The 25,118-nt window shown below is 47.5% G+C and carries 24 protein-coding genes; 13 read left to right on the top strand and 11 right to left on the bottom strand.

The annotated features are described in order from the left end of the window. The first annotated feature begins 113 nt into the window (after positions 1 to 113). The 5 genes from ABV409_RS14005 to ABV409_RS13985 are packed head-to-tail and all read left to right on the top strand — an operon-like array spanning position 114 to position 3,804. Positions 114 to 671: an RNA polymerase sigma factor gene (locus ABV409_RS14005; RefSeq protein WP_353878245.1), complete on the top strand. Its 558-nt coding sequence runs from the start codon at positions 114 to 116 to the stop codon at positions 669 to 671. Positions 672 to 673: 2 nt separating this feature from the next. After that, entirely contained in the window at positions 674 to 1,234 is a 561-nt protein-coding gene (locus ABV409_RS14000; protein ID WP_353878244.1) for a hypothetical protein, read from the top strand. Next, a complete protein-coding gene (locus tag ABV409_RS13995) occupies positions 1,215 to 2,312 on the top strand; it encodes a DUF4097 family beta strand repeat-containing protein (protein WP_353878561.1) in 1,098 nt (365 codons plus the stop codon). The genes ABV409_RS14000 and ABV409_RS13995 overlap by 20 nt, the downstream gene beginning before the upstream one ends. Positions 2,313 to 2,334: 22 nt before the next feature. After that, entirely contained in the window at positions 2,335 to 3,057 is a 723-nt protein-coding gene (locus ABV409_RS13990; protein WP_353878243.1) for a head GIN domain-containing protein, read from the top strand. Between the two features lie 24 nt (positions 3,058 to 3,081). Beyond that, a complete protein-coding gene (locus tag ABV409_RS13985; RefSeq protein ID WP_353878242.1) occupies positions 3,082 to 3,804 on the top strand; it encodes a head GIN domain-containing protein in 723 nt (240 codons plus the stop codon). A gap of 65 nt (positions 3,805 to 3,869) precedes the next feature. On the opposite strand, the gene ABV409_RS13980 is transcribed toward ABV409_RS13985, so the two are convergent. The 6 genes from ABV409_RS13980 to ABV409_RS13955 form a co-directional block, all read right to left on the bottom strand. Then, entirely contained in the window at positions 3,870 to 5,198 is a 1,329-nt protein-coding gene (locus tag ABV409_RS13980) for an MFS transporter (protein WP_353878241.1), read from the bottom strand. 61 nt (positions 5,199 to 5,259) lie between these two features. Next, positions 5,260 to 6,069 carry a M48 family metallopeptidase gene (locus tag ABV409_RS13975; protein WP_353878240.1) on the bottom strand — a complete coding sequence of 270 codons (810 nt, stop codon included), beginning with the start codon at positions 6,067 to 6,069 and terminating at the stop codon, positions 5,260 to 5,262. 33 nt (positions 6,070 to 6,102) lie between these two features. After that, complete coding sequence (locus ABV409_RS13970; RefSeq protein WP_353878239.1) at positions 6,103 to 8,502, bottom strand: glycoside hydrolase family 31 protein; 2,400 nt, start codon at positions 8,500 to 8,502, stop codon at positions 6,103 to 6,105. Positions 8,503 to 8,602: 100 nt separating this feature from the next. Continuing rightward, positions 8,603 to 10,498 (bottom strand): 1,4-alpha-glucan branching protein GlgB, encoded by a 1,896-nt coding sequence (glgB, locus tag ABV409_RS13965; protein WP_353878238.1) that lies wholly within the window; start codon positions 10,496 to 10,498, stop codon positions 8,603 to 8,605. 9 nt (positions 10,499 to 10,507) lie between these two features. Continuing rightward, complete coding sequence (locus ABV409_RS13960) at positions 10,508 to 12,133, bottom strand: maltokinase N-terminal cap-like domain-containing protein (protein ID WP_353878237.1); 1,626 nt, start codon at positions 12,131 to 12,133, stop codon at positions 10,508 to 10,510. A gap of 2 nt (positions 12,134 to 12,135) precedes the next feature. Next, complete coding sequence (locus ABV409_RS13955) at positions 12,136 to 14,073, bottom strand: alpha-1,4-glucan--maltose-1-phosphate maltosyltransferase (protein ID WP_353878236.1); 1,938 nt, start codon at positions 14,071 to 14,073, stop codon at positions 12,136 to 12,138. Positions 14,074 to 14,249: 176 nt separating this feature from the next. On the opposite strand from ABV409_RS13955, the gene ABV409_RS13950 reads away from it, so the two are divergent. The 6 genes from ABV409_RS13950 (at position 14,250) to ABV409_RS13925 (ending at position 18,181) form a co-directional block, all read left to right on the top strand. Next, entirely contained in the window at positions 14,250 to 14,819 is a 570-nt protein-coding gene (locus ABV409_RS13950; RefSeq protein ID WP_353878235.1) for a collagen-like triple helix repeat-containing protein, read from the top strand. A 121-nt stretch (positions 14,820 to 14,940) separates the two neighbouring features. Next, positions 14,941 to 15,447, top strand: coding sequence for a peptide-methionine (R)-S-oxide reductase MsrB (gene msrB / locus ABV409_RS13945; protein WP_353878234.1), 507 nt, complete (start codon positions 14,941 to 14,943; stop codon positions 15,445 to 15,447). Then, complete coding sequence (msrB, locus tag ABV409_RS13940; RefSeq protein WP_353878233.1) at positions 15,434 to 15,847, top strand: peptide-methionine (R)-S-oxide reductase MsrB; 414 nt, start codon at positions 15,434 to 15,436, stop codon at positions 15,845 to 15,847. Before msrB (ABV409_RS13945) ends, msrB (ABV409_RS13940) begins: the two co-directional genes overlap by 14 nt. Continuing rightward, entirely contained in the window at positions 15,844 to 16,380 is a 537-nt protein-coding gene (locus ABV409_RS13935; RefSeq protein WP_353878232.1) for a DUF1572 family protein, read from the top strand. Before msrB (ABV409_RS13940) ends, ABV409_RS13935 begins: the two co-directional genes overlap by 4 nt. A 118-nt stretch (positions 16,381 to 16,498) precedes the next feature. Next, the gene (gene lpdA / locus ABV409_RS13930; RefSeq protein ID WP_353878231.1) at positions 16,499 to 17,890 is read left to right on the top strand and encodes a dihydrolipoyl dehydrogenase; all 1,392 of its coding nucleotides are present in this window, start codon (positions 16,499 to 16,501) and stop codon (positions 17,888 to 17,890) included. Between the two features lie 9 nt (positions 17,891 to 17,899). Continuing rightward, the gene (locus ABV409_RS13925; RefSeq protein WP_353878230.1) at positions 17,900 to 18,181 is read left to right on the top strand and encodes a DUF3817 domain-containing protein; all 282 of its coding nucleotides are present in this window, start codon (positions 17,900 to 17,902) and stop codon (positions 18,179 to 18,181) included. Here ABV409_RS13925 and ABV409_RS13920 read toward each other — a convergent pair. The 4 genes from ABV409_RS13920 to ABV409_RS13905 form a co-directional block, all read right to left on the bottom strand. Further along, entirely contained in the window at positions 18,178 to 19,347 is a 1,170-nt protein-coding gene (locus tag ABV409_RS13920; RefSeq protein WP_353878229.1) for a PQQ-dependent sugar dehydrogenase, read from the bottom strand. The two genes, ABV409_RS13925 and ABV409_RS13920, sit on opposite strands and share 4 nt — an antisense overlap. A gap of 72 nt (positions 19,348 to 19,419) precedes the next feature. Beyond that, a complete protein-coding gene (aroQ, locus tag ABV409_RS13915) occupies positions 19,420 to 19,836 on the bottom strand; it encodes a type II 3-dehydroquinate dehydratase (RefSeq protein ID WP_353878228.1) in 417 nt (138 codons plus the stop codon). A gap of 82 nt (positions 19,837 to 19,918) precedes the next feature. Next, a complete protein-coding gene (locus ABV409_RS13910) occupies positions 19,919 to 20,413 on the bottom strand; it encodes a hypothetical protein (protein WP_353878227.1) in 495 nt (164 codons plus the stop codon). Positions 20,414 to 20,525: 112 nt separating this feature from the next. Further along, the gene (locus ABV409_RS13905) at positions 20,526 to 21,044 is read right to left on the bottom strand and encodes a hypothetical protein (protein WP_353878226.1); all 519 of its coding nucleotides are present in this window, start codon (positions 21,042 to 21,044) and stop codon (positions 20,526 to 20,528) included. 119 nt (positions 21,045 to 21,163) lie between these two features. Between ABV409_RS13905 and xerD the strand changes: the two genes are divergently transcribed. Both xerD and ABV409_RS13895 read left to right on the top strand, forming a co-directional pair. Continuing rightward, the gene (gene xerD, locus ABV409_RS13900) at positions 21,164 to 22,066 is read left to right on the top strand and encodes a site-specific tyrosine recombinase XerD (RefSeq protein WP_353878225.1); all 903 of its coding nucleotides are present in this window, start codon (positions 21,164 to 21,166) and stop codon (positions 22,064 to 22,066) included. A 61-nt stretch (positions 22,067 to 22,127) separates the two neighbouring features. Beyond that, positions 22,128 to 23,816, top strand: coding sequence for a glycoside hydrolase family 13 protein (locus ABV409_RS13895; protein WP_353878224.1), 1,689 nt, complete (start codon positions 22,128 to 22,130; stop codon positions 23,814 to 23,816). Position 23,817: 1 nt separating this feature from the next. Here ABV409_RS13895 and ABV409_RS13890 read toward each other — a convergent pair whose 3' ends face one another. After that, positions 23,818 to 25,095 (bottom strand): NAD(P)/FAD-dependent oxidoreductase, encoded by a 1,278-nt coding sequence (locus ABV409_RS13890; RefSeq protein ID WP_353878223.1) that lies wholly within the window; start codon positions 25,093 to 25,095, stop codon positions 23,818 to 23,820. Positions 25,096 to 25,118: the final 23 nt, after the last annotated feature.

Genomic DNA, 25,118 nt, shown 5'->3' with positions numbered 1-25,118 from the left:
GTTCATTTTATCTTAATTTAAGCAATTGTTATGCCACAGCGATCTAAAAAAAAGTTGACAAAACTGTAACAATCGGTAAAGTGCATGCTCTATAGAACAAACCATTCCACTTTTTGAGCCACAAAAATGAACATACTGACACCTTGGTGCAATGGTGTCTTGAAGGAAGACAAAGTGCACAGTTAGAGATTTACAATCGCTACTATAAGGCCATGTACAACATCGCCTTACGCATTGTAAAGCACACTGCGGAAGCCGAGGATGTCATGCAGGAATCGTTTTTGAACGCGTTTACGAAACTGCATACATTCAAGGGTGAAGTGACCTTCGGGGCATGGTTGAAACGAATCGTGATCAACAACAGTATTTATCATTACAAGAAGCAGCAAAAAAACCAAGCTGTTGATTTAGATGATGTAATGTACAAGGTCGAAGATAATGATGGGGTTGCTTTGGATGGAGATGGTTACACAGAACTGAAGGCTCAAAAAGTGATGGAGACCATGAAAAGTCTAAAAGATAACTACAGAGTTTCTTTGACCTTACATCTAATCGAAGGGTACGACTACGAAGAGATCAGCCAAATCATGGATATGAGCTATGCGAATTGTAGAACGACCATCTCAAGGGCAAAGGAAAGCCTTCGGAAAAAATTGACCGTAAATGTTTAGTTATGGAAAAGGATAGAATTAACGAACTGTTTGAAAGACTTCAAGATGGATTTGATTTTGAAGAGCCACAAGTCGGCCATCAAGAACGATTTCTACAGAAACTGAACCAACAAAACGGGGTTGTGGGCCTTCAACCTAAAAAAACGAACTGGTGGAAACCATTGTCCATCGCCGCCTCGATCGCCTTGTTGTGCGTGGTCGGCCTCCAAGTGTTCGGCCCAGGGCCGAATATCAAGGAACAAGTCGTCGAAATCGCGCCTGAAGTGTCCGAAACGGAATTCTACTTCGCAAGTTTGATCGAAGAACAAGTGCAGCTCTTGAACGATGAACGGACGCCCGAGACTGCGAAATTGGTCGACGACGCCCTGATCCAACTGGCCAAACTCGAAACCAACTACGGCCAATTGGAACAAGAATTGATCAACGGGGGCAACAGCAAGTTCATCTTGAACGCGATGATCACCAATTTCCAAACCAGGATCGACCTTTTGAAGGAAGTATTGACCAATATCGAAGCGATTAAAAACCTAAAAAACAACAATGATGCGAACTTTACTATTTAAATATATCACCCTGAGCCTCTTATTGGTTCCCTTTGCCCTGTCGGCAAGTGTCACCGGAGGTGGCATGAAAGGCAAGTACACCAAAGAAAAAACCATTAAAAAAGAATTCAGCGTCAATGCCGACGCCTTGTTCAAAGTGCGAAATAGCTATGGCAACCTGAACATCACTTCATGGGATCAAGACAAAATCATGATCGAGGTGCATGTCAAAACCAATGGCAACAATGAAACCAAGGTGCAAGATCGATTGAACGAAATCGATGTGGATTTCGAGAACAGCAGTAGCTTGGTATCGGCCATCACCAGGTTCGGTGATCGGGGGCGCAATTGGGGATGGAGTTGGGGAAAACGCAACAATGTCAGCGTTCAGGTCAACTACACCGTCAAATTGCCCGTAAAGAACAGCGTCAACCTCAGCAATGATTACGGCAACATCATTCTCGATCGTATCGACGGGCATGCCAAGATCAGTTGCGATTACGGAAAAATGGAAATCGGCGAACTACGCGGTAGGAACAACGAACTGCGGTTCGACTATACCTCCCGTTCCACTTTCGAGTATATCAACAGTGCCGAGATCATTGCCGATTACTCTGGGTTTACCGTCGACAAGGCGGGTAACTTGAACATCAAGGCCGATTACACCACGGCCATCGTCAAAGAAATGGCCAATTTGGAATATTCCTCTGACTATGGGTCTATGGAGATCAGCAATGTCGGCAATGTCGAGGGTGTGGGTGACTACATCAGTGTCAAGCTTGGTGAAGTACACGGTAATGTCGATGTGACTTCCGACTACGGGTCGTTGAAAATCGCAGAAATGGCCTCTGATGCCGGTAATATCAACGTACGTTCCGATTACACCGGTATCAAGATCGGCTACAACCCATCGTACTATTTTGATTTTGAAATCACCACCGAATATGCAGGAGTAAGCGGTAAGGACGATTTCGAGATCAACATCAGCAAGGAAAAATCAAGTGAAAAATATTACAAGGGCTACCGAGGCAAACAGAACTCCGGTAACAACGTGACCATCAACAGCGAGTATGGTGGCATCACCTTCTATCAAAATTAATACATCAAAAAACGAATCGATCATGAAAAAACTACCAGTACTTATTTTAGCTTTAGTCACCATTTCGGCAAGTGCCCAATGGGGAAAACGAATCAAGGGAAACGGCAATGTCGTCACTATTGAACGCAATGTGGGATCCTACGATGCCATTGCGGCCGCCGGATGGTTCGATGTCATCTTGGTTGATGGCAAAGAAGGTCAATTGACCTTAAAAGGTGAAGAAAACCTTTTGGAATACATCGAGACCGAAGTCAAAAACGGTACCCTGACCATCAAAAAGGAAAAAGGGGTCAACTTGAAATCATCCAATTGGAAAGGGGGCATCATCATTACCGTGCCCGTCGAGCAAGTCAACTCGGTAAGCCTTTCGGGATCGGGTGATGTCGTTTCGAAGACCACGCTCAAAGCAGAACGCTTCAATGCCTCCTTAGCAGGATCGGGCGATGTGGATCTTTCGGTAGAGGCCGATTATTTCAAGGCCTCCTTATCCGGTTCGGGCGACATGGTCTTTACCGGAAATGCCAAAGATTTCGTAGTTTCAGTTGCGGGATCCGGTGATATCAAGGCGTTTGATCTTGAAGCGGAAAACGTCGAAGCCAATGTTTCCGGTTCGGCCGATTTAAAAGTGACGGCCAACCAAGCCATCAGGGCGCGGGTCGCAGGTTCAGGAGATATTACCTACAAGGGCAACCCGGGCAAAGTCGATAGCAAAACCGCTGGATCCGGTGACATATCAAGTTATTAAATCCATAAACCAAAACACGAAATCATGAAAAAACTACTGACACTGAGCATGGTCCTTTGCACTATCGTAGCTTGTGCGCAATGGGGCAAAAGGGTTAAAGGAAACGGAAAAGTCGTAACCATCGAACGTTCCGTAGGCGATTACGATGTCGTCGCCTTGGCCGGATGGTTCGACGTTGAACTCGTCGAGGGGCAAGAAGGGGAGCTGACCCTAACAGGAGAGGAAAACCTATTGGAATACATCAAAACGGAGGTCAAAGACGGAAAATTGACCATCAAGACCAAGCGTGGGGTGAACCTCAAGCCCTCTAACTGGAAAGATGGCATCCTTATCATCGTACCCGTAGAAAGCGTGCGTGGGGTTTCGCTTTCGGGATCCGGTGATATCGTCGGAAAGACCGTGCTAAAATCGAATGAATTCAAAACCAGTATCTCGGGATCTGGCGATATCAGCCTTGAAGTCGAAGCCAACGAGGTCAAAGCCTCCATGTCGGGTTCCGGGGATATCAACTTGGCCGGAAAGGCCACGGATTTTACCGTCTCGGTTTCGGGATCGGGTGATATCAAAGCGTATGGACTGGAAGCCGATTTCGTCGATGCCCAAGTATCCGGTTCGGCCGATATCAGGGTGACCGCAAAGCAATCGTTAAAAGCCCGTGTGTCGGGATCCGGCGATATCAGCTACAAGGGCAATCCAAAGAAAATAGACACCAAAAGTTCAGGTTCCGGTGATATTACCAGCTACTGAACAGGAGTTATTCACCAATCAAAAAGTAAACAATGAAAAAATCCCGGCGAAAACCGGGATTTTTTTTATGCGTTTTCACGTTTTTCCACACGCAGTAACAAGATGGCCCCAACTACGAAGAAGAGACCTAAAACTATGGTCGCATTGCGCATACTTCCCGTCGCTTGGGCGATAAATCCGTAAAGGAAGGTACCGATGATGATCCCGATTTTTTCGGCCACATCATAAAAACTGAAAAAGGAGGTCGTATCGTCCGTATCGGGTAGAAATTTCGAATAGGTCGATCTTGACAATGCCTGTATACCGCCCATCACGATACCGACCAATCCGGCCGCGATATAGAAATCCGTTGGGGTCTGTAAAAAATAGGCGTACACACAAAGCAATACCCAAATGACATTGACCACGATCAGGGTCTTGATGTTACCAAAACGTTTGGAGGCCTTTGCGGTCAATGTCGCACCAGCTATGGCCACCACCTGGATGACCAAGATACTCACGATCAATCCGGTCGTTCGCTCCCCGTCGGTACCCCAATTGATTTCCTCCTCTCCAAAATAGGTAGCGATCAACATTATGGTCTGAACGGCCATGGCGTAGACGAAAAAGGCCCCTAGATAGCGTTTTAAACGCAGTTCGTTGCCCAATTGGTGCCAAACCCCACGCAATTCCTTGAAACCGTTCAAGATGATGTTCGATTGTCCGCCAGCCGATTTGTTTCCTTTAGGCAGGTACTTGAAGGTGTACTGACTGAAAACGATCCACCAAATACCCACGGTGACGAAAGAGTACTTCATGGCCTTGATCTCGGCGACCTCACCTCCATTATCCGTAATCCCGAAAAGATCGGGTTGCATGACCATGGCCAAATTGAACAGTAAGAGGATCACACTGCCGATATAGCCCAATGAAAATCCTTTGGCGCTTACGCCGTCTTGCTGTTCGGGATAGGCAATGTCGGGCAAATATGAATTGTTGATCGCGAAACTTACCCAGAATCCGACCAAACCGAAGAAATAACAGATCAGGCCGAAATAAATATTTTCCAGTGAAAACCAATACAAACCGATACAGGAGACGGCACCTAGGTAACAGAAGAACTTGAGGAATACCTTTTTGTTGCCCAAATAGTCGGCGATTCCGCTTACCAAAGGGGTCACTAAGGCAATAAAGACGAAGGCGGCCGATGTCACGTAACTGATCAAGGGGGCACGGGCGATCTCACCTCCGAAAACGCTTACTTTTTCGATTTCGGCTGCCCGGAACAAGGCACCATAGAAAATGGGGAATACCGCGGAGGAAATGACCAGGCTATACACCGAATTGGCCCAATCATAAAAGGCCCAAGCGTTCAATAATTTCTTGCTTCCTTTGAGTGCGATTGCTTTTACCATAGTCATAAAAATAGAAAAGCTGCCTTAAAAAGCAGCTTTCCATTGGTTATTTTTAGCTTCCTTATCTGAAGGATGTCACCCCGAATTTCGCCGCTTCCTGTTTGGCTTGGGGCGCCCAAGCGGTCAGGTTCGCGATTCGTGTGTCGTTTGAAGGGTGGGTACTTAAAAATTCAGGTGGGGCCTGGCCATCTGAATTGGCCTTCATCCTTCTCCAAAGGTTGGCCGCTTCATCCGGGTTGTATCCGGCAATCGCCATGATCTGGAGTCCGATGCGATCGGCTTCGGTCTCATGTCCCCTACTGAAAGGCAACATGACCCCTACGGTCGATCCGATGCCATAGGCTTGGTTAAAGGCATTACGTGCCTTTGGGTCTTGAATGGCCACATTACCTGCCACTGCACCGATTTGCTGTAAGGTTCCTGCGCTCATCCGTTGGGCCCCGTGGTCGGCCAAAGCATGTGCGACCTCATGGCCCATGACCACGGCAACGCCGGTTTCGGTTTGGGTAATGGGTAGAATTCCGGTATAGAATACGATCTTGCCCCCAGGCATGCACCAAGCGTTAACGGTTTTGTCGTCAACAAGGTTGTATTCCCATTTGTAGTCCTTGAGGTAGCCTGGATATCCATTGGCGTCCAACCAACGTTCTGCGGCCGAAGCGATACGCTGTCCCACCTTGGTGATCATTTCGGCATCGGCCGTGCCTTTCACCACCTTATTATCGGTTAAAAACTGATCATACTGCGCAAACGCCATGGGGAACAATTGATGGTTCCCATAAAAGTTGAGCACCGATTTTCCGGTAAACGGATTCGTTTTACAGGCGGCAACGGCCAAAAAAAGGATGACGGCCAAATTGATTTTTTTCATAATGTCTAGTGTTTACACCCTTGAAATTACAAATTATATGCCAATGAGGTGGAGTGAGGTGAAATCCTTGGTGACCTCAATGGAGTTCGCCCCATCGAATTTCACAGCGGCCAAATCGACTACTTCATTGTCGATTTCAATCGAACCGATTTTAAAAGGAAGTCCGTGGAATTGCAGTTTGAAAGTGCTGTAAGAGGTAATGAAACTTCCATCCTTGAACTGCTGGATGATCAGGTCTTTTTTCTTTCCCCTCAAACGGAACTTGCGCAAACTATAACGCCCTTTCTTATAGTCATAGCCCTCTTGCTGATCTTCATAGATCATTGAATTCTCAAGGCCATCTTTGTAGTACACATCGATCTTCAATTCAGTGATCTCTTTTTCACCCACATACTGTTGTACCGGATATTTTGGGATCATCGCCCCTTCTTTGATGAACAACGGGATTTTATCGATATCGGCCGATACCCATTTTTCGACGCCGCCTTCCACAAGCTCCTCCGTCCAATAGTTGTACCATTTTCCTTTGGGGATGTACATACGACGTCCTTTGGCGTTGGGCTCTTGCACCGGGCACACCAAGATCTGTTCCCCGAATAGGAACTCATCGGTCCTGAAATGGGTCTGAGCGTCTTCTTGGTCATAAAACACCAATGACTGTAGCATGGGCAGGCCTTGATTGATGTATTTGTAGAACATGGTATACAAATACGGTAGCAGTTCATACCGCAATTCGATGAATTTTCGAGCGATATCCGTGATTTCCTCCCCGAAAGACCAAGGCTCTTGATCTCCATGGTCGCCGCTCGAGTGCACGCGACAGAAGGGATGGAACACTCCCAATTGTATCCATCTTGCGAACAACTCCCCATTGGGTTGCTCGGCAAAACCACCAATGTCGGAACCTACGAATGAATAACCGCTCATACACATGCGCTGCATTTGAACATTGGCGATCCAAAGGTGTTCCCAAGTGGCGACATTATCTCCCGTCCAGGTGGCACAATACCGCTGGGTGCCTGAATAAGCCGCACGGGTCAAGACGAACGGCCTTTTGGGGAAGGTGTATTTCTTGATGCCGTCATAGGTAGCACGAACCATTTGCATGCCATAGACGTTATGGGCTTTACGGTGGCTACACGGATGGCCGTCGTAATCATGGCGCACATCCAAATTGGCGGTCTTGGTCGGAACTTCCATAACGGCCGGTTCGTTCATATCGTTCCAGACCCCACTGACCCCCATTTCCTCGATCATTTCCTTATACAGTCCGGCCCACCATTCGCGGACTTCCGGATTCGTAAAGTCAGGGAACTTGCATTCCCCTGGCCAAACCTTCCCCTTAAAGTGGGGGCCGTCGGCGCGTCGGCAGAAAAATCCGTTGTCCATGGCTTGCTGGTATACCCAATAGTCGCGATCTATCTTGATACCTGGATCGATCATCGTTACCGTTTTGAAACCATCTTCGAGCAGTTCGGCGATCATTTTCTTCGGGTTGGGAAACCTACGGTTGTCCCAAGTGAAGCAACGGAAGCCTTGCATGTAGTCGATATCGAGGTATATGGCATCGCATGGAATTTCAAGTTTCCTGAATTTCGACGCCAGTTGGCGTACGTTTTTCTCAGGATAGTAGCTCCATTTCGATTGGTGGAAACCCAAGGCCCATAATGGAGGGAGCTCAGGAACCCCGGTCAAATCGGTATAGGCTTCGACTACTTGTGAGATCTTCGGACCGTAAAAGAAATAATAGTTCATTTCACCGCCATGGGCCCAGAAACTGGTGGTGTTCCTGCGTTCGTGGGCAAAGTCGAAATACGTGCTGAACGAATTGTCGAAAAATATCCCATAAGCCGCCCCACTATGCAACCCGACAAAGAAAGGGATCGCTTTATACAGGGGTTCTTGGTCTTTGCCATAGGCATAAGAATCGGTGACCCAGTTGTTGACCCGCTTTCCTTTCAAATTGGTGTGGGAAGCCTTATCCCCCATACCATAGAAACTTTCACCTGACTGGGTGACCTTACTCATTTTGACGATATTACCGCCATAATCGAAGTTTTCTTCCCAGTGGAAACCGGTCTCATCTTCATTGATGACCAAGTCATCCAAATCAGCGATCTGCACCTTCATCGTTTCCTTGTTCACATAAATGCGCAGCTTAGCCGTAACGATGACATATTCCGGGATCTCGTCCTTAACCTCTAGCTCGTTGTATCCTAAACTGATATCGTCATCCAGGGCGTAAGAGAAATCAGGTTCGAACACATGTTCGGTGGCATATCTGAAACGCAACGCGCTATCGCGCAATACCGTAATCTCTAAAATGACCCCGTTTTGTGAGGTAAAATAAACCCGGTCTTTATCTTGTCTAAAGTCTACGATTTGGTTGGGATACAGATTTCCCCTCCGTTCGACTTCGGTATTCGTAATCATAGTACACTACTCTTAAGACCCACAAAAAAAACACTTTGGGGGCAAATAATGAAACGGATTTCCCAACAACCTTCACTACAACGTTGTAGTATCGATCTTTCTATTTATAAACCAGGATCCCTAGGGGTGGAAGGTTCAGTTCAACCGACATTTCGTACCCGTGTGAAGGTTTAGCTACGGGTTTGACCGTCTTTTTACCGACACCACTACCCCCGTAATCGTTCGCATCACTATTGAACAATAATTTGAGTTGTTTGGTCTTCGGTACGCCCAATCGGTAATTCTCACGTGGTACCGGGGTAAAATTGATCGCAATGATCAAATCGTCCTTAGTTTGCAAGCCTTTACGAATGTAGGTCAACACCGAGTTTTCATGATCGCCATAATCGATCCACTGAAACCCATCGGGACTGAACTGTTTTTCATGCAATGCCGGTTGTTTTTTGTAAAGGGTATTCAGGGCCTTTACGGTATTTTGAATCCCTGAATGGAAGTCGTACTGTAACAAATGCCAGTCCAGGCTTTGCTGGAAATTCCATTCCGAGGTCTGTCCGAATTCCCCACCCATAAAGATCAAGTTGCTCCCAGGATGTGTAAACATGTACCCGAAAAGCAATCGCAGGTTGGCGAATCGTTGCCATTCGTCACCGGGCATACGGTACACCAACGACTGCTTGCCATAGACCACCTCATCATGTGAAAAGGGCAGCATGAAATTTTCGGTAAAGGCATAAGTGAGACTGAAGGTGATATCGTTTTGGTGGTGTCGGCGGTATACCGGCTCTTTCTTGAAGTACTCCAGGGTATCGTGCATCCACCCCATCATCCATTTCATTCCGAAACCAAGTCCGCCGAAATGCACGGGTTTGGACACCCCATTAAAGGCCGTCGATTCTTCGGCTATGGTCTGGACTCCCTTAAAACTGGCATATACCTCTTGGTTCATTTCGCGCAAGAACGACATGGCCTCCAGATTTTCGTTATTGCCATAGATGTTCGGTTCCCATTCGCCATCCTCACGGGAGTAATCAAGGTATAGCATGGAAGCGACGGCATCGACCCGCAAGCCATCAACATGGAATTGGTCTAGCCAAAATGCCGCGTTACTGATCAAAAAAGCCCGTACTTCATTACGGCCGTAGTTGAAGATCAAACTCTTCCAATCGGGGTGATAACCCCGTCTCCTATCGGGATGTTCGTACAGGTTCGAACCATCGAAAAAGCCCAAACCGTGGGCGTCTTCCGGAAAATGTGAGGGAACCCAATCCAAAATCACCCCGATTCCGGCCTGGTGCAATTTATCGACCAGCAATTTGAAATCCTCCGGTTTTCCGAACCTTGAAGTCGGAGCGAAATAACCGGTGAGTTGGTACCCCCAAGAAGGATCGTAAGGATATTCCATTACCGGCATGAACTCCACATGGGTAAAGCCCATATCCTTGACATAGGCGACCAATTCGTCGGCCAAGTCGACGTAAGAGAGGAAGTTATCATCGTTCTTCCTTTTCCAAGAACCGAGATGCACTTCATAGACCGAATAGGGCTTATCGAGTCCGTTGTGGTTTTCGCGACTGTCCATCCACGCAGCGTCTTTCCATTCATGCGGGGCATCCCAGACCAACGAGGCAGTCTTCGGGGGTGCTTCACAATATCGCGCGAAGGGATCGGCCTTTTCGGTTTTGATATCATTGTTGTGCGAATGGATCTTGTACTTGTATTTGGTCCCTTTATCGATACCGGGTATGAATCCTTCCCAGATGCCGCTTTCATCCCAGCGTACATTCAATTTATGGTCGCCTTCAAGCCAATAATTGAAGTCACCGACTACGGAGACGGCTTTGGCCGAAGGGGCCCAAACCGCGAAATAGGTTCCTTTGACCCCATCGACCTCAATAAGGTGCGACCCTAACTTTTCATACAATCTGAAGTGCTTACCCCCTTTGAACAGGTCGATATCGAAATCTGTAAACAGACTATGTGGTACAACGTTTGCCATGCTTTGATTTTAGTTCATAATACTCATGATGCCCCGTAAGGGAATCACCGCCCACTGGGGCCTTGAATTCATTTCATACCCCAATTCGTACACCGCTTTTTCAAGCATGCAGTATTCCAACAAGAAAATACGCTCTTGGGTGTATCCGATGTTGATGTTGTTTTCCTGGATCATCGATACGTACTTCGCATAAAAGACCCCTATGAAATATCCATAGAGGATTTCACCTGCCCTGAAAAGTTCTTCTTGGCTATAGGGGTATTTCCCTCCATGGTTGAAAATGGTGGCATAAACCGCGTAATGGAACGAACGGAAAATACCGGCGATATCCTTTAAGGGCGGTTGTTTTACCTTTCTATCGCGGATTGTACTCTCAGGTTCCCCTTCGAAATCGAGTAAAAAGAAATCGTCACCCTGCACCAATACTTGACCCAAATGGTAATCACCATGTACCCGCAAGCGTTCTCCTTTCAATTTCGTCCAATCGAAATTCACGAAACGTTTCCGTATGGCATTTTTGCGTTCCAAAAACTCCTTGGCCAACTCCAACGAGAGCCCTTCCAATCGGTGTAAATTGTTCTCCACGGTATTCAACCGATTTTGGAATTGGTACAACAAGCGGTTTTTCAACCAAACCTCATAGTCCCCATTGAAATGCTCGGGGGTAAAGGCGGTATCTTCGAATTCAGAACCCAGGGCGATGTGCATTTCAGCCGTTCGTTGGGCGAGTTTCTGCATTTTAAGGAAGATGTTCAACCCGGCCCAGTCAATGATCTCAGGGGGTACGTCCTTGATTTCCAATCGTTCGAACAAACCCACACTGGGGAGCGAATCGATGGCGATCTGTTTGTTCTGCAACCATCCGAAGATGATATCAAGTTCCTTCAACATGTATTCCCAGGCATCACCCTCGTTCGACACTAATTTTTGCATCAATGCAATGGTGATGTTGGCGTTATCCGTATCGATGATGCTTAGACTTCCTTGATAGGCAGGGGTGTTCCGATAGCCCTTTTTTTCAGTTAGAAAACGACTCATCTCATAGTCGGGGTTCTTATCGGCATAGATGCGCCTGAAGAACTTGATGACCAAACTATCGTTGATGATGATCGAGGTGTTGCTCTGCTCCAGCCCCATGAAGCGTGAAGATCGGTATTCGTTTTCATGGAACTCGGTACTCTTGTGGTAACGCACCTTGGTAATATCATGGGGTTCGGCCGTGGCGATCCGTTCAAAGACCAATTTCCGAAACGATTCTAGGTTGAGGGCATCGATGATAAAGCCGTCTTGCCCATTCAACTTCAAGGATAGGATACGGTCTTTTTTGGCAAAACCCTCATCGGACACAAAAGCGATCGGCAAAAAGTAATGCTGATAAAAGGCCTCTTCGAAATTGACCTCCAAAAGCAGCCCATAGTACACTTCACCGTGTTGTTGGATACGGAAATACTCTTGCAGTTCGATATACTTCAGCTTGCTGGCTTTACCGCCATACCAACGTTGTGATTGGATGTACGATTCCAAGACATCCGAAAGGAAGGCTTTGACGAAGGTGGCGTCATCGAGTAATTGCTCCCAAGCGACATTGAATTCATAGGTGGTCCCTTTCGGGGCCTTGTCTTCCTTTTTGGCCATGCTTATTTCGTTATTTGGAATAGGTGGAACGGTAGCGCCGGATTCAAATCAACGAAGTTCCACTCGTCATGCCAGTGGTATCCGGTCTCGGTAATCATATCATTGACCACCACCGTATGTCCAGCCTGTATGCCGAGCAAGTGCAAGGGCAGTTGCACCATACCCTGTTGGCGGTTATGGGCATCAAGGCTGATGACGATCAGCATTTCATCGGTTCGATCATCATCCCATTTGTAAAAAGCAAGGATGTGCTCGTTTTCGATGGCGCAGAAATGGATGTTGTTGGTCTGTTGCAAGCAAGGATGGCTTTTGCGCGCCCAATTGATCTTGGTCATCAAATGGGTGATCTTGTTTTCGATCGACCAATCCCAGTGTCGGATTTCATACTTCTCACAATCCAAATATTCTTCCTTACCCGGCATGGCATCGGTCACCATATATTCGAAAACCGGGCCGTAAATACCGAGGTTACCGCTCAGGGTGGCTGCCAAGGCATAGCGTATCAAATGCATGGCCTCGTTAGCGCCTTGCAGGTGGTATGGATTGATATCAGGGGTATTGGGCCAAAAATTCGGACGGTAATACTCCTTCATTTCCGATTGGGTCAGTTCGATCATGTACTCCATGAGTTCATGCTTGCCCACTCGCCAGGTAAAATAGGTATACGATTGCGAATACCCTTGCTTGGCCAATTGTTGCATGACCCTGGGTCTCGAAAAGGCTTCGGCCAAGAACAGCACATCAGGATGGTCCTTTTTGACCTGCTCGATCAACCAGTTCCAAAAGTAATAGGGTTTGGTATGTGGGTTATCGACCCGAAATACCTTGATACCCAGATGTACCCAATGCAATACGATGCCCAATAGTTCATTCCAAAGGTTTTCGTAATCCTCGGTTTCAAAATGGAAATTGACGATATCTTGGTACTTCTTCGGTGGGTTCTCGGCATATTGGATCGTACCGTCGGGGCGCTTTCTGAACCACTGCGGGTTCGCGCTGAGGTACGGATGGTCGGGTGCGGCCTGGAAAGCGATATCCATAGCTACTTCGATACCCAGATCGAGGGCCTTGTCGACCAAAGTTTTGAAATCTTGTTCGCTACCCAATTCGGGGTGGATGGCTTTGTGGCCGCCCAATTTGGATCCTATGGCCCAAGGAACCCCAGAATCACCTTCTTGGGCATTTACGGTATTGTTGCGCCCTTTTCTATTGACTTCCCCGATCGGATGGATCGGCGGAAAGTATAGGGTGTCGAACCCCATTTTGGCAATTTTCGGCAACAATCGTTCGCAATCCTTGAAGGTGCCGTGTTGGCCGGGCTCCGAAGCTGATGACCTCGGAAAGAACTCGTACCAGGTACTGAAATTCGCCTTTTTACGATCCACGTATACCTTTAAGGTCAGACTTTGGTTTTCCAAAATCCGGGACGGAAACTTTAAAAACAGTCCATGGAGTGTTTCGGAAACGGCCGCGGAAACGGCTTTATCATATTGGGCCTCGTCTTCGAAGGCCGCGATAAGGTCTTTGGCATACGCTTTCTCCGTCTTGCTGCCTTTTTTGGCCAGGTACTTCAAATACTGGACCCCATCGAGCAACTCACTGATGACATGCTGACCGTCTTTCAACTTGGCCTCGATACCATGTTGCCAATTCAAGGCATAGTCGACCCAACCCCCTACCTTATATTCGTAATAGCCTTGCTTTTCGACTTGAAAGGAAGCATAAAACGCATCGTTTCCTTGGTGTTCCATACGAACCGTCTCGAACTTTTTCGAACCCTCGTGGCGATAGCTCAATTCCCCTTGCACGATGTCATGGCCATCGCCGAGCACATCGGCATGGACATGAACACGTTCCCCTACTACCCTTTTGATAAAAAATGCCCCTGAATGCAGTTGGGGCGTTACTTTTTCGATTACAACACGTTGTTGTCGCAACATAGGTCGGTCTGTTTGGTTTCAGTTAAAAATAGGAAAAACTAGGCATTATCCAATTGCCGCGATTCACATATTTCGCAAAGCCATAAAACCATCCAATAAATTTTTTGGAACGCTTTTTGATTTCATCCAACAAACGAAACGAAATCGAGAAATATCATAACCTTAAATCAAATCAAATGAAAAGGATTTTTACACTTTTAACCCTAGTCGCCAGCATGTTCTTCATATCCTGTGAAGGCCCTGCAGGCCCTCCCGGATTCGATGGCCTTGACGGCCTCAATGGCCTTGATGGGCAAGACGGGGTCAATATTTTGGGTACGGTCTTGGAAATAGAAGGCACCTTCACTACCGACAACGACTATTCCATTTTCTTCGAATTCCCGACCACGGTCGAGGTTTTTGAATCCGATGTGGTATTGGTCTATATCCTGTTCGATCAGGTCGATGACCCCGATGGGGGCGATCCAATCGACGTTTGGCGCCTTTTGCCCCAAACCCGGATTTTGGACCAGGGCTTACTACAATACAATTTCGATCACACCTTCTTCGATGTATCCATATTCTTGGAGTCGGATTTCGACCTGGGAACCCTCTTACCCGGTGATACCGATAACCAAGTGTTCCGAATCGCGATTTTACCTGCTGAATTCGGAACGGATTCGGGAATCGACACCTCCAACCTCGACGAAGTGATGGGTGCTTTGCAATTCGATCTCAACAGCATTGAAAAACATTCGATCGATTGATTGGATGACAACAAAGAAAGAACCCATTCCGTTCGGAATGGGTTTCTTGTTTTAGGGCTGTTTTCAAAATACCGTAACTTTGAAAGGAAACCACCCCATGACCGTCATATTAAAAAAAAAGATGGGAAAAAACATTGCGCTGATCGCCTTAATCGCCTTTTTCGGCTGCAAAGGCATCTCACAGGAAGAAAAAGATAAAAAGACGTCTAAAAAAGATGCTAAAATCGCCTATGCGGTACAAAAAACGGATGCCGAATGGCGGGCGCAATTGACCGATATGGAGTATTACGTGTTGCGTAAGGCAGCCACCGAAAATCCATTTTCCAGTGAATTGTTGGCCAATAAAGAACAGGGCACGTACGTCTGTGCCGGATGTGGAACCGGACTTTTTCGGAGCGAACACAAATTCAATTCGGGTACCGGATGGCCAAGTTTCGACCGCGAGATAGATGGCAACGTAGCCTATGATGTCGACTACAAGATCGGCTACCCGAGAACGGAAGAGCATTGTGCGACCTGTGGCGGCCATCTGGGCCATGTCTTCGATGACGGCCCGGCAAACACTACGGGAAAAAGGCACTGCATCAATGGGGCCGCACTTAATTTCATAGCTGATGTCGAAGAATAAAAAATACAACGTTGCGAAATCCGAAGCGGAATGGAAAAAAGACCTTTCCCCGGAATCCTATTACATCCTGAGACAAAAAGGGACCGAACGACCCTTTACGGGAAAGTACAACCTACATTTCGAAGAAGGCGCCTACCATTGTAAGGCGTGCAATGCCAAATTGTTCGAAAGCAACAACAAATTCGAGAGCGGTTGCGGTTGGCCCTCATTCGATCAAGCCATTGAGGGAGCGATCGAATACATCCGCGACACTTCGCACGGCATGATCCGTACCGAGACCGTTTGTGCGAATTGCGGGGGGCATTTAGGCCATGTTTTCAATGACGGACCAAAAGAAACCACAGGACAGCGCTATTGCATCAACTCGGGCAGTATCGATTTTGAGTCCGGTACGGAATGAGTATGGTCGACACCTATTTGGAAAGTGCGCGGTTCGAGTTCAAGCGCTATAAAACCCTAGGAGACAAAACCTTTGAACAACTTGACGACGACCAATTGCTCCATCGACGAAACGAAGGTGACAATAGCATCGCACAGATCGTGAAGCATATGGCCGGCAACATGCTGAGTCGCTGGACGGATTTTTTGCATTCGGACGGGGAAAAGCCTTGGCGCCATCGCGATACTGAATTCGAACATCCACCCCAGAACAAACCTGAAGTGATCGCACTTTGGGAAAAAGGATGGGACTGCCTTTTTTCCGCCCTATCGGAGCTAGACGAATCGAATTTCGACACGACGGTTTACATCCGCAACGAGCCGCACAGCATCGTGGCCGCAATCAACAGGCAAATTGCACATTATGCCAACCATGTGGGTCAAATCGTGATTTTAGGGAAACAACTGAAAGGCGATGCATGGCAATCGTTATCGGTGCTGAAAGGCGGTTCCAAAGCCTTTAACCAGCGGCTGTTCGGTTCGAAAGGCAGCTGACCCTTGAATTTCACCATTTAGTCATTTGTTCCCTTGGTCGTTCGAGGGTTAAATCCGTATTTTTGCACCTGCTTACTCCTCGGTAAGTAAAATTCAAATCCTTAAAAAAATATCTACAATGAGCAATTTTGATGTTATTGTTTTAGGAAGCGGCCCTGGCGGGTATGTAACGGCCATTCGTGCGTCACAACTCGGTATGAAGACGGCGATCGTCGAAAAAGAAAGTTTGGGAGGTGTTTGTTTGAATTGGGGCTGTATCCCGACAAAGGCATTGCTAAAATCCGCTCAAGTATTTGAATACCTCAAGCATGCCGAGGATTACGGCCTTAGTGCCAAAAAAGTAGAACATGATTTCGATGCCGTGGTCAAAAGAAGCCGCGGGGTTGCCGATGGTATGAGCAAAGGTGTACAGTTCTTGATGAAAAAGAACAAGATCGAAGTCTTGAACGGATTCGGAAAATTGAAACCTGGAAAGAAAATCGATGTTACGGCAACCGACGGAACCACTACCGAATACAGTGCCGAGCACATCGTCATCGCCACAGGTGCCCGCAGCCGTGAATTGCCGAGCCTTCCCCAAGATGGAAAGAAAGTCATCGGGTATCGTGAGGCCATGACTTTGGAAAAGCAGCCCGAAAAAATGATCGTTGTCGGAAGTGGCGCAATCGGAATCGAATTCGCTTATTTCTATAACAGCATGGGTACCGAGGTAACGGTTGTGGAATATTTACCGCACATCGTGCCCGTTGAAGACGAAGACGTATCGAAACAACTCGAACGCACCTTTAAAAAATCAGGGATAAAAATCAAGACATCCGCTGAAGTGACCCAAGTGGATACTTCAGGTGACGGGGTCAAGGCTACGGTCAAGACCAGCAAAGGGGAAGAAGTCTTGGAAGCCGACATCGTGCTCTCGGCCGTCGGCATCAAAACCAATATCGAAAACATAGGCCTGGAAGAGGTCGGAATCGCTACGGACCGCGATAAGATCTTGGTCAACGATTACTACCAAACCAACATACCGGGTTATTATGCCATCGGAGACGTCACACCAGGTCAAGCCTTGGCCCACGTTGCCTCTGCCGAAGGCATCCTTTGCGTTGAAAAAATCGCAGGAATGCATGTAGAACCCCTGGACTACGGCAATATCCCAGGTTGTACGTACTGTATGCCCGAAATCGCTTCTGTCGGTCTGACCGAAAAACAAGCGAAAGAGCAAGGATATGAGATCAAAGTAGGGAAGTTTCCTTTTTCCGCAAGTGGAAAGGCAAAAGCCTCGGGGAATTCCGATGGTTTCGTCAAGGTGATTTTCGATGCCAAATACGGAGAATGGCTCGGTTGCCATATGATCGGTGCCGGAGTGACCGATATGATCGCCGAAGCCGTGGTCGCCCGAAAATTGGAAACGACAGGTCATGAAGTCCTCAAGGCGGTACACCCGCACCCAACCATGAGCGAAGCGGTCATGGAAGCGGTTGCCGATGCCTATGACGAGGTCATCCATCTATAAAACCACACCATGACGCAACTTTTCCGAGCTGTGGCGATTTTAGAAGGCATCACCTATGTGTTGATCATCGGATTGACCATGCCCTTGAAGTATTGGGCCGATATCGGGCAACCGAACAAGGTCATCGGCATGGCCCATGGTGTACTTTTTATCCTGTTTATCTTACTTTCCGCACTATTTAGCTGGCAAAATCGCTGGGGACTCAAACGCTTTTTGGTTCTCTTTCTGGCATCCATACTGCCCTTTGGCACCTTTTATGCCGACAAGAAGTATTTAAGGAACATCGACTAATCTTTTTGCAGGCGGTAGATCCTACCGTCGAAAGCACAGAGGTAAAGTTCGTTTTGACCATCGGTACCAAAGGAAGCGATATTCAATCCGCTACCCACCAGCAAGGTATTGTCGGTACCGTCAGTGTTCAATGACCAGATCTTACCACTGATAAAATCGCCGTAAACGTATTTGCCTTGAAGTTCTGGGATGTCGCTACCCCGGTACACAAAACCTCCGGTTACGGAACGATCCCCTTCGGTCTGATCGTATTCGAATAGCGGCGGAATCAATCCCGATGCATCGCAATCCCCTGAAAAACAAGTATTCCCTTCGAATAATTTCCAGCCATAATTGCCCCCGGCTTCGATAAGGTCGATTTCCTCAATGGCGTCTTGCCCCACATCACCGGCCCACAGTGTGTTGGTCTGGGTATCGAAGCTCATTCGCCAAGGATTCCGAAGGCCATAGGCATAAATCTCCTGCCGGTCCGTAGTACTTCCGAAAAACGGATTGCCATTGGGAATCGCATAGGGGAGCCCATTCGCAAGGTTATCGATGTCGATCCGCAAAATCGCCCCTAACAGATTGGCGGTGTTTTGAGCATTGTTGCCCGGGTCACCAGCCGACCCCCCATCACCGGAAGCGATGTACAGATAGCCATCGGGGCCAAAAGCCAATTGCCCGCCATTGTGGTTGGTAAAGGGCTGTGGAATCTCCAAAAGCAGAATCTCGCTTGAACTATCGGCCACACTGGCATCGGAAGATCGCATGAAGGATGAAGTTACCGACAGGCCGGCGTCAGGCGTATAATTGACATAAAAAAGGCCATTATTGGCATAATCCGGATGAAAAGCGAGCCCTAAAAGCCCTTGTTCATTGGCATTGGTGGAAATCCGGTCCCGCAAATCGAGGAAAATCGTCGTTCCGACCACCTCGGGATCGTTATCGAATACTTTAATCAATCCGCCCTGTTCGACGACGAACACCCGATCGGTGCCATCATCGGGGCTCTGAAAATCGACCGGCCGATCGAATGTCAAATTCGGGAAAGCATTGGTAATCGATACGGTAAACTCAGTAACGGGAGTGTCGTCAAGAACGATGGTTCGTTGTGGATCATCATCACCACATCCCGATACGAGGAAGAATAGACAAACCAGAGGGATTGCAACGTAGTGTTTCATAGTGTTGGGGACTTTGTATACGTACGTAAAAAAGAAGGAAATCGGATGTAACCTTCACACTAGTAGTCTCGTTTACCGGAGAAAACTTTCGATCGCGAGCGCATAACTTTGTAGGCCGAAGCCCAAAATGACCCCCTTGGCCCCGTCTGCGATATAAGATACATGACGAAACGATTCCCGCTGATGGGTATTCGAAATATGGACCTCCACCACCGGGGTCTCAATGGCTTTTACGGCATCCCCTATACCCACCGAGGTATGGGTGTAAGAGGCCGCGTTTAAAACGACACCGTCATAAGAAAAGCCGACTTCCTGTAGCTTGGCGATCAATTCCCCTTCGATATTCGATTGGAAATAATGCAATTCGACTTCCGGAAAGCTGCCCTTAAGTTCCTCTAAATAGGCTTCAAAGGTGGTGCTGCCATAAACTTCAGGCTCCCTTTTGCCCAATAGGTTCAAATTCGGACCATTGATGATCATGATTTTCATGCCCTAAATGTACTCATAAATTACAGCTACGAAAAAAGGAAGCCGAAGCTTCCTTTTACAAATACCGTTTAAAGGTCTGGGGTCATAAAAAGATAACGAACCCGACCAAGGCTTGAAAGATACTATCGGCGTCGGCTTCATCAAGGGTTATGTTATATCGAAGGGCAGGCTCGATGGCCACATTATCGCCCAAGAAAATGGCATATCCGCCTTGCAGGCCGAACCAGCTCGCACCGTTTCCGTCACTTGTTATTCCGGTGAGATCCGCCCCGAGTGGAATGGTTCCGTTCAAATAATACTTGGCCCCCAATTTATAGACCAAATTGCCATCAACGAAATCACCGAGATCCGAATATCCGATACCGGCTTTAATGGCGAGATCGTCCATAATAAACACCCCGCCATCGATACCGATGGACCAGGCGGTGTTGCCATCACTGGCGTTCAAGGCAAACGACGTGTTACCCGTTGCAAGGTTTCCGGTGTTGGCTTCCAAAAAGATATCCCCTTTGGAGGTTTGGGCCATACCCAATGCCGGGGCTATGGCCAGACAAAGGATCATTACGATTTTCTTCATGTTTTTCGATTTTAATTAGTAACCAAAAGTTAGCACTATATCTTACGAAAATGATGTATAAACATGAAAAAATTACCTTACAAAAGCTAGCTTACTCTTTTTCAGTCGCTTATTAAAAAAGAAACAAAACGGCCAGTACCGCAGTAGTAAAATTCGCCCCATCACCCTCGATACCGGTGTATGAAAGGTTCAATTCGGTCGTGCCGTTGATCTCGATTCCCAACATGGGGCGGTAATACAAACCACCTTCATTTCCGGCATTGAGCCCTAATGCATAACCGACATCACCGCCAAGTTTGAACCCGTGGGCCGGGTAAAAACGGAACGAACCGGCCAAAGGAATGTGCTGGATGTTATCGAACTCGTTCTCAATGGTGATTCCACCACCCGAAACGGTTTCGGTTTTTCCAAAGGCATTGGTAAAACCGGTGGCCACACCGAGGTCAACGGTCTTCGAAACACCAAGATGGTACATGACATCGACCCCGATACTGATATTGGCGATATCGGCGGCATCGCCAACGGGTAGGCCGGCATTGAAACCGACACGGAATAGATCACGATCGACCTGTGCGGTCATCGTTGAGATCGAACACATAAAGACGATTAGGAATAAATAGCAATACTTCATAATTTGGTTTGGTTAAATGGTTCGTTTTCAAAGTGTTCTAACCAATAACGTAAAATAGGGCGCTGCATTGTACGTTTGATATACCTTCGGTTCACACTCCGTTTTGCTATTTTTAAAGGGTGAAATGGAACCAAGCCCTTGCCGACTATCAACAATACCTGCAAATCGAACGTGGGCTTTCGAAGAACACCTTGCAGAATTATGGGTTGGATCTGCGCAAATTGCTTGGGTTTTTAGAAGCGCATCAAATCAACATCGGGCCACTGGCGATTGGAAAAGACGTTTTGCAACGCTTCATTTATGAAGTGGCCAAAGAACTCAACCCAAGATCCCAATCGCGCATCATTTCCGCCCTAAAGGGCTTTTTTACGTTTTTGGTTTTTGAAGGATACCGCACCGACAATCCAATGGACCTGATCGAATCGCCGAAAATCGGCCGCAAACTTCCCGATACCCTTAGTACCGAAGAAATCGATACCCTAATTGGGGCCATTGACCTATCGAAACCGGAAGGTGAACGCAACCGGGCGATCATTGAGACCCTTTATGGTTGTGGCCTACGCGTGTCGGAATTAATACAACTTAAACTATCGGACCTCTACTTTGAAGAGGGGTTCATCAAGGTAACCGGTAAAGGGTCCAAACAACGTTTCGTACCGATCAATAGAAGTTGTATGGCCTATATTACCACCTATCGGAATTTGGTGCGGTCGCACCAAACCATTGTGGCCGGTCATGAAGACATCCTATTTTTGAACAGGCGCGGCAAACAATTGACGCGTGCTATGATCTTTACCATTGTACGGCGCTTGACCGAGGCAAGTGGCATTAAGAAAACGGTCAGTCCACATACCTTTAGGCATTCGTTCGCGACCCATTTGCTCGAAGGAGGTGCCGACCTTAGGGCCATTCAACAAATGCTGGGACATGAGAGTATTACGACCACCGAAGTGTACATGCATGTAGATCGTACCCATTTGGCCGACGCCTTGCAACGCTACCATCCTAGAAACCGGAATTGAGCCCATTTTGTCCTCTTGAATTCCGACCTAATCGAATATCTTTGGTTTTCAAAATTCTTGAATGGACCGAACAAAACGATCATGGTGGAAAGAAGGGGTTGTCTATCAAATATACCCCAGAAGTTTTCAAGACAGTTCCGGCAACGGGGTAGGCGACCTTCGCGGTATTATCAATCGATTGGATTACATCCAAAGCCTTGGGGTCGATATCGTTTGGCTTTGCCCCATCTATGCCTCTCCGAACGACGACAACGGCTATGATATCAGTGATTATCGAAGCATTATGCCCGAATTCGGTACCATGGACGATTTTGATGCGCTTTTGGCGGGTATGAAAGAAAGAGGATTGAAATTGGTCATGGATCTCGTGGCCAACCATACCAGCGATGAGCATTATTGGTTCCAAGAATCGAAAAAGTCAAGGGAAAACCCCTATCGTAATTATTACCATTGGTGGCCCGCTGAAAAAGGAACGCCCCCGAAACGATGGAGTTATTTCGATGTTGACGGCGATGCATGGAAATACGACGCCCAAACCGATGCCTATTACCTTCATTACTTCTCGACCAAACAACCCGACCTCAAATGGGAAAACCCTAAAGTTCGCCAAGAAATCCACGATATTCTCCATTTTTGGTTCCAAAAAGGGGTCGATGGCTTTCGGATGGATGTGATTCCGTTTATCTCAAAAGATATTGCCTATCCTGAACTTCCCGAACATTTTGGGGGCAATTTCGTTCCTTTTTACGCCAACGGACCCCGATTACACGAATTCTTGCATGAAATGAATCGCGAAGTGATCAGCAAGTACGATGCGATGACCGTTGGGGAAGCCCCAGGGGTAGACCTCGATCAAGCGCTCGATTTTGTGGATGAAGATCGGGAAGAACTCAACATGTTCTTTCATTTTGATCTGATGGCCCTCGATCGGGATGGGGACGAGGTTTTTTGGATGCGTAAAGATCGTTGGAAACTGACCGAGTTCAAAAACGTCCATTCGTCTTGGGATACCGTTTTCGCCGAAAAAGGATGGGGCAGTATGTACCTCAGCAACCATGATTTTCCGCGCAGCGTGAGTCGATGGGGCAATGACTCCGAGGCATTTTGGCATCGTTCGGCGACGTTATTGCAGACCTTTTTGTTGACGATGCGAGGTACGCCCTATATCTATTTTGGTGATGAAATCGGTATGACCAACGTGCGCTTCGATCATATCGATCAATACCGTGACATCAATACCTTGAACCGTTTCGAATTGTTACAACAAGAGGGTATCGCCCTTGAAGATTTCATAGCCAACGAAAAAGAAGCCTCTAGGGATAACGCGCGTACCCCGATGCAGTGGGATTCGGGCCAGAATGCAGGATTTAGTGCTTCAGAACCTTGGATTTCGCTCAACACCAACCATCGTAAAGGAGTGAACGTGGCCGACCAAGAGGGGGATCCCGATTCGGTCTTGTCCTATTTCAAAAAAATGGTTCGGTTACGGAAATCACATTTAGGATTAGTCTATGGAGCCTATGAATTGCTCATGGAAGACGACGAAGCCATATATGCGTATTACCGAAACCATGGGGATGGGCGGTATTTGGTGACCTTGAATTTCGCAACGCAAGAAAAGGCTTTCACCCTTGAGGGTATTTCGGAGCAGGGTTGGGAACTGCTCGTATCTAACGACCCAAATCCTTGTTTATCGGAAGATCGGATCCAACTGCTCCCCTACCAGGCCGCCGTGTTCAAACAAAAATGACCTAAGCCCGTTTTTTATAGGGTCTGATGATCAGTCGGGCTTCGCGATCGAACTTGATGTAATTGTAGACCCAATTGATAAAGACCACCACCCGATTTCGAAAACCGATCAAGAAGTAAAGGTGAACGAACATCCAGACGAACCAAGCGAAAATTCCTTGGAATTTGAATTTGGGTAGATCGGCGACCGCCTTGTTGCGCCCCACCGTGGCCATACTTCCTTTATCATTGTATTTGAAGGGTTTCATGGGTTTTCCATTCAACATCCGCACCAAATTGCTCCCCAGGTTATCCCCTTGCTGCATGGCAGGCTGGGCCATCATCGGGTGACCGTACGGATAAGCTTCTGAGGTCATTTCTGCTACATCCCCGATGGCGAAGATGTGTTCAAATCCTTCCACTTGATGGAATTCATTCACTTTCAGTCGTTTACCCCGACTTAAGATTTCCTTGGCATCAAGCCCTTTTATACTAACCGCTTCTACCCCTGCTGCCCACACCATGGTGGCCGTTTCAAAACGGGTGTCGGTATTCGTGGTCACCGTTTTGCCGTCATAATCCGTGACTCGGATTTCCTTCCACACATTGACCCCCAGACCTTCGAGGAAATCTTCCGCTTTTTTGGAAGCGATCTCGCTCATCGCCGGTAGAATACGGTCCCCGCCCTGTACCAAGTTGATTTGGGCACGCCGGGTATCGAGATCCGGATAGTCTTTGGGTAAAATCCCCTTTTTGATCTCGGCCAGGGCCCCTGCCAGCTCAACCCCCGTGGGGCCACCCCCCACGATGACGAAATTCATCAAGGCCTCACGTTCGTGCAGGTCATCGGTCAATAGGGCTTGCTCGAAGTTTTCCAGGATTAGGCTTCGTAAGTTCAACGATTGCGGGATGGTCTTCATCGCCATGCTGTTTTTAGCGATGCCTTCATTTCCGAAATAATTGGTCTTCGAACCGGTAGCCACGACCAAGTAATCGAACTTTAAATTCCCGATGGTGGTATGGACTTCGTTCGCAGCCGTATCGACATCCAATACTTCGGTCAACCGAAAAAAGAAGTTCGGATAGCCTTGCAATACCTTGCGTATCGGATAGGCGATCGAATCGGGCTCCAAGCCCCCTGTGGAGACTTGATATAACAGCGGTTGGAAAGTGTGGTAATTGTGCTTGTCGATCAGAACGACCTGGAATTCTTGTCGGCTTAACTTTTTAGCCAAGGAAATCCCACCGAAACCACCACCGATAATGATGACCCTAGGGAAACTTGATTGCGGAATATTCATAGATGAGTGAAAAAGCAAATTTA

The sequence above is a fragment of the Flagellimonas algarum genome (genome assembly GCF_040513375.1).
Lineage (GTDB): Bacteria > Bacteroidota > Bacteroidia > Flavobacteriales > Flavobacteriaceae > Flagellimonas_B > Flagellimonas_B algarum.
The sequence above is the reverse complement of the archived record's forward strand: the minus strand, read 5'-3'. Positions and strand labels throughout refer to the sequence as shown.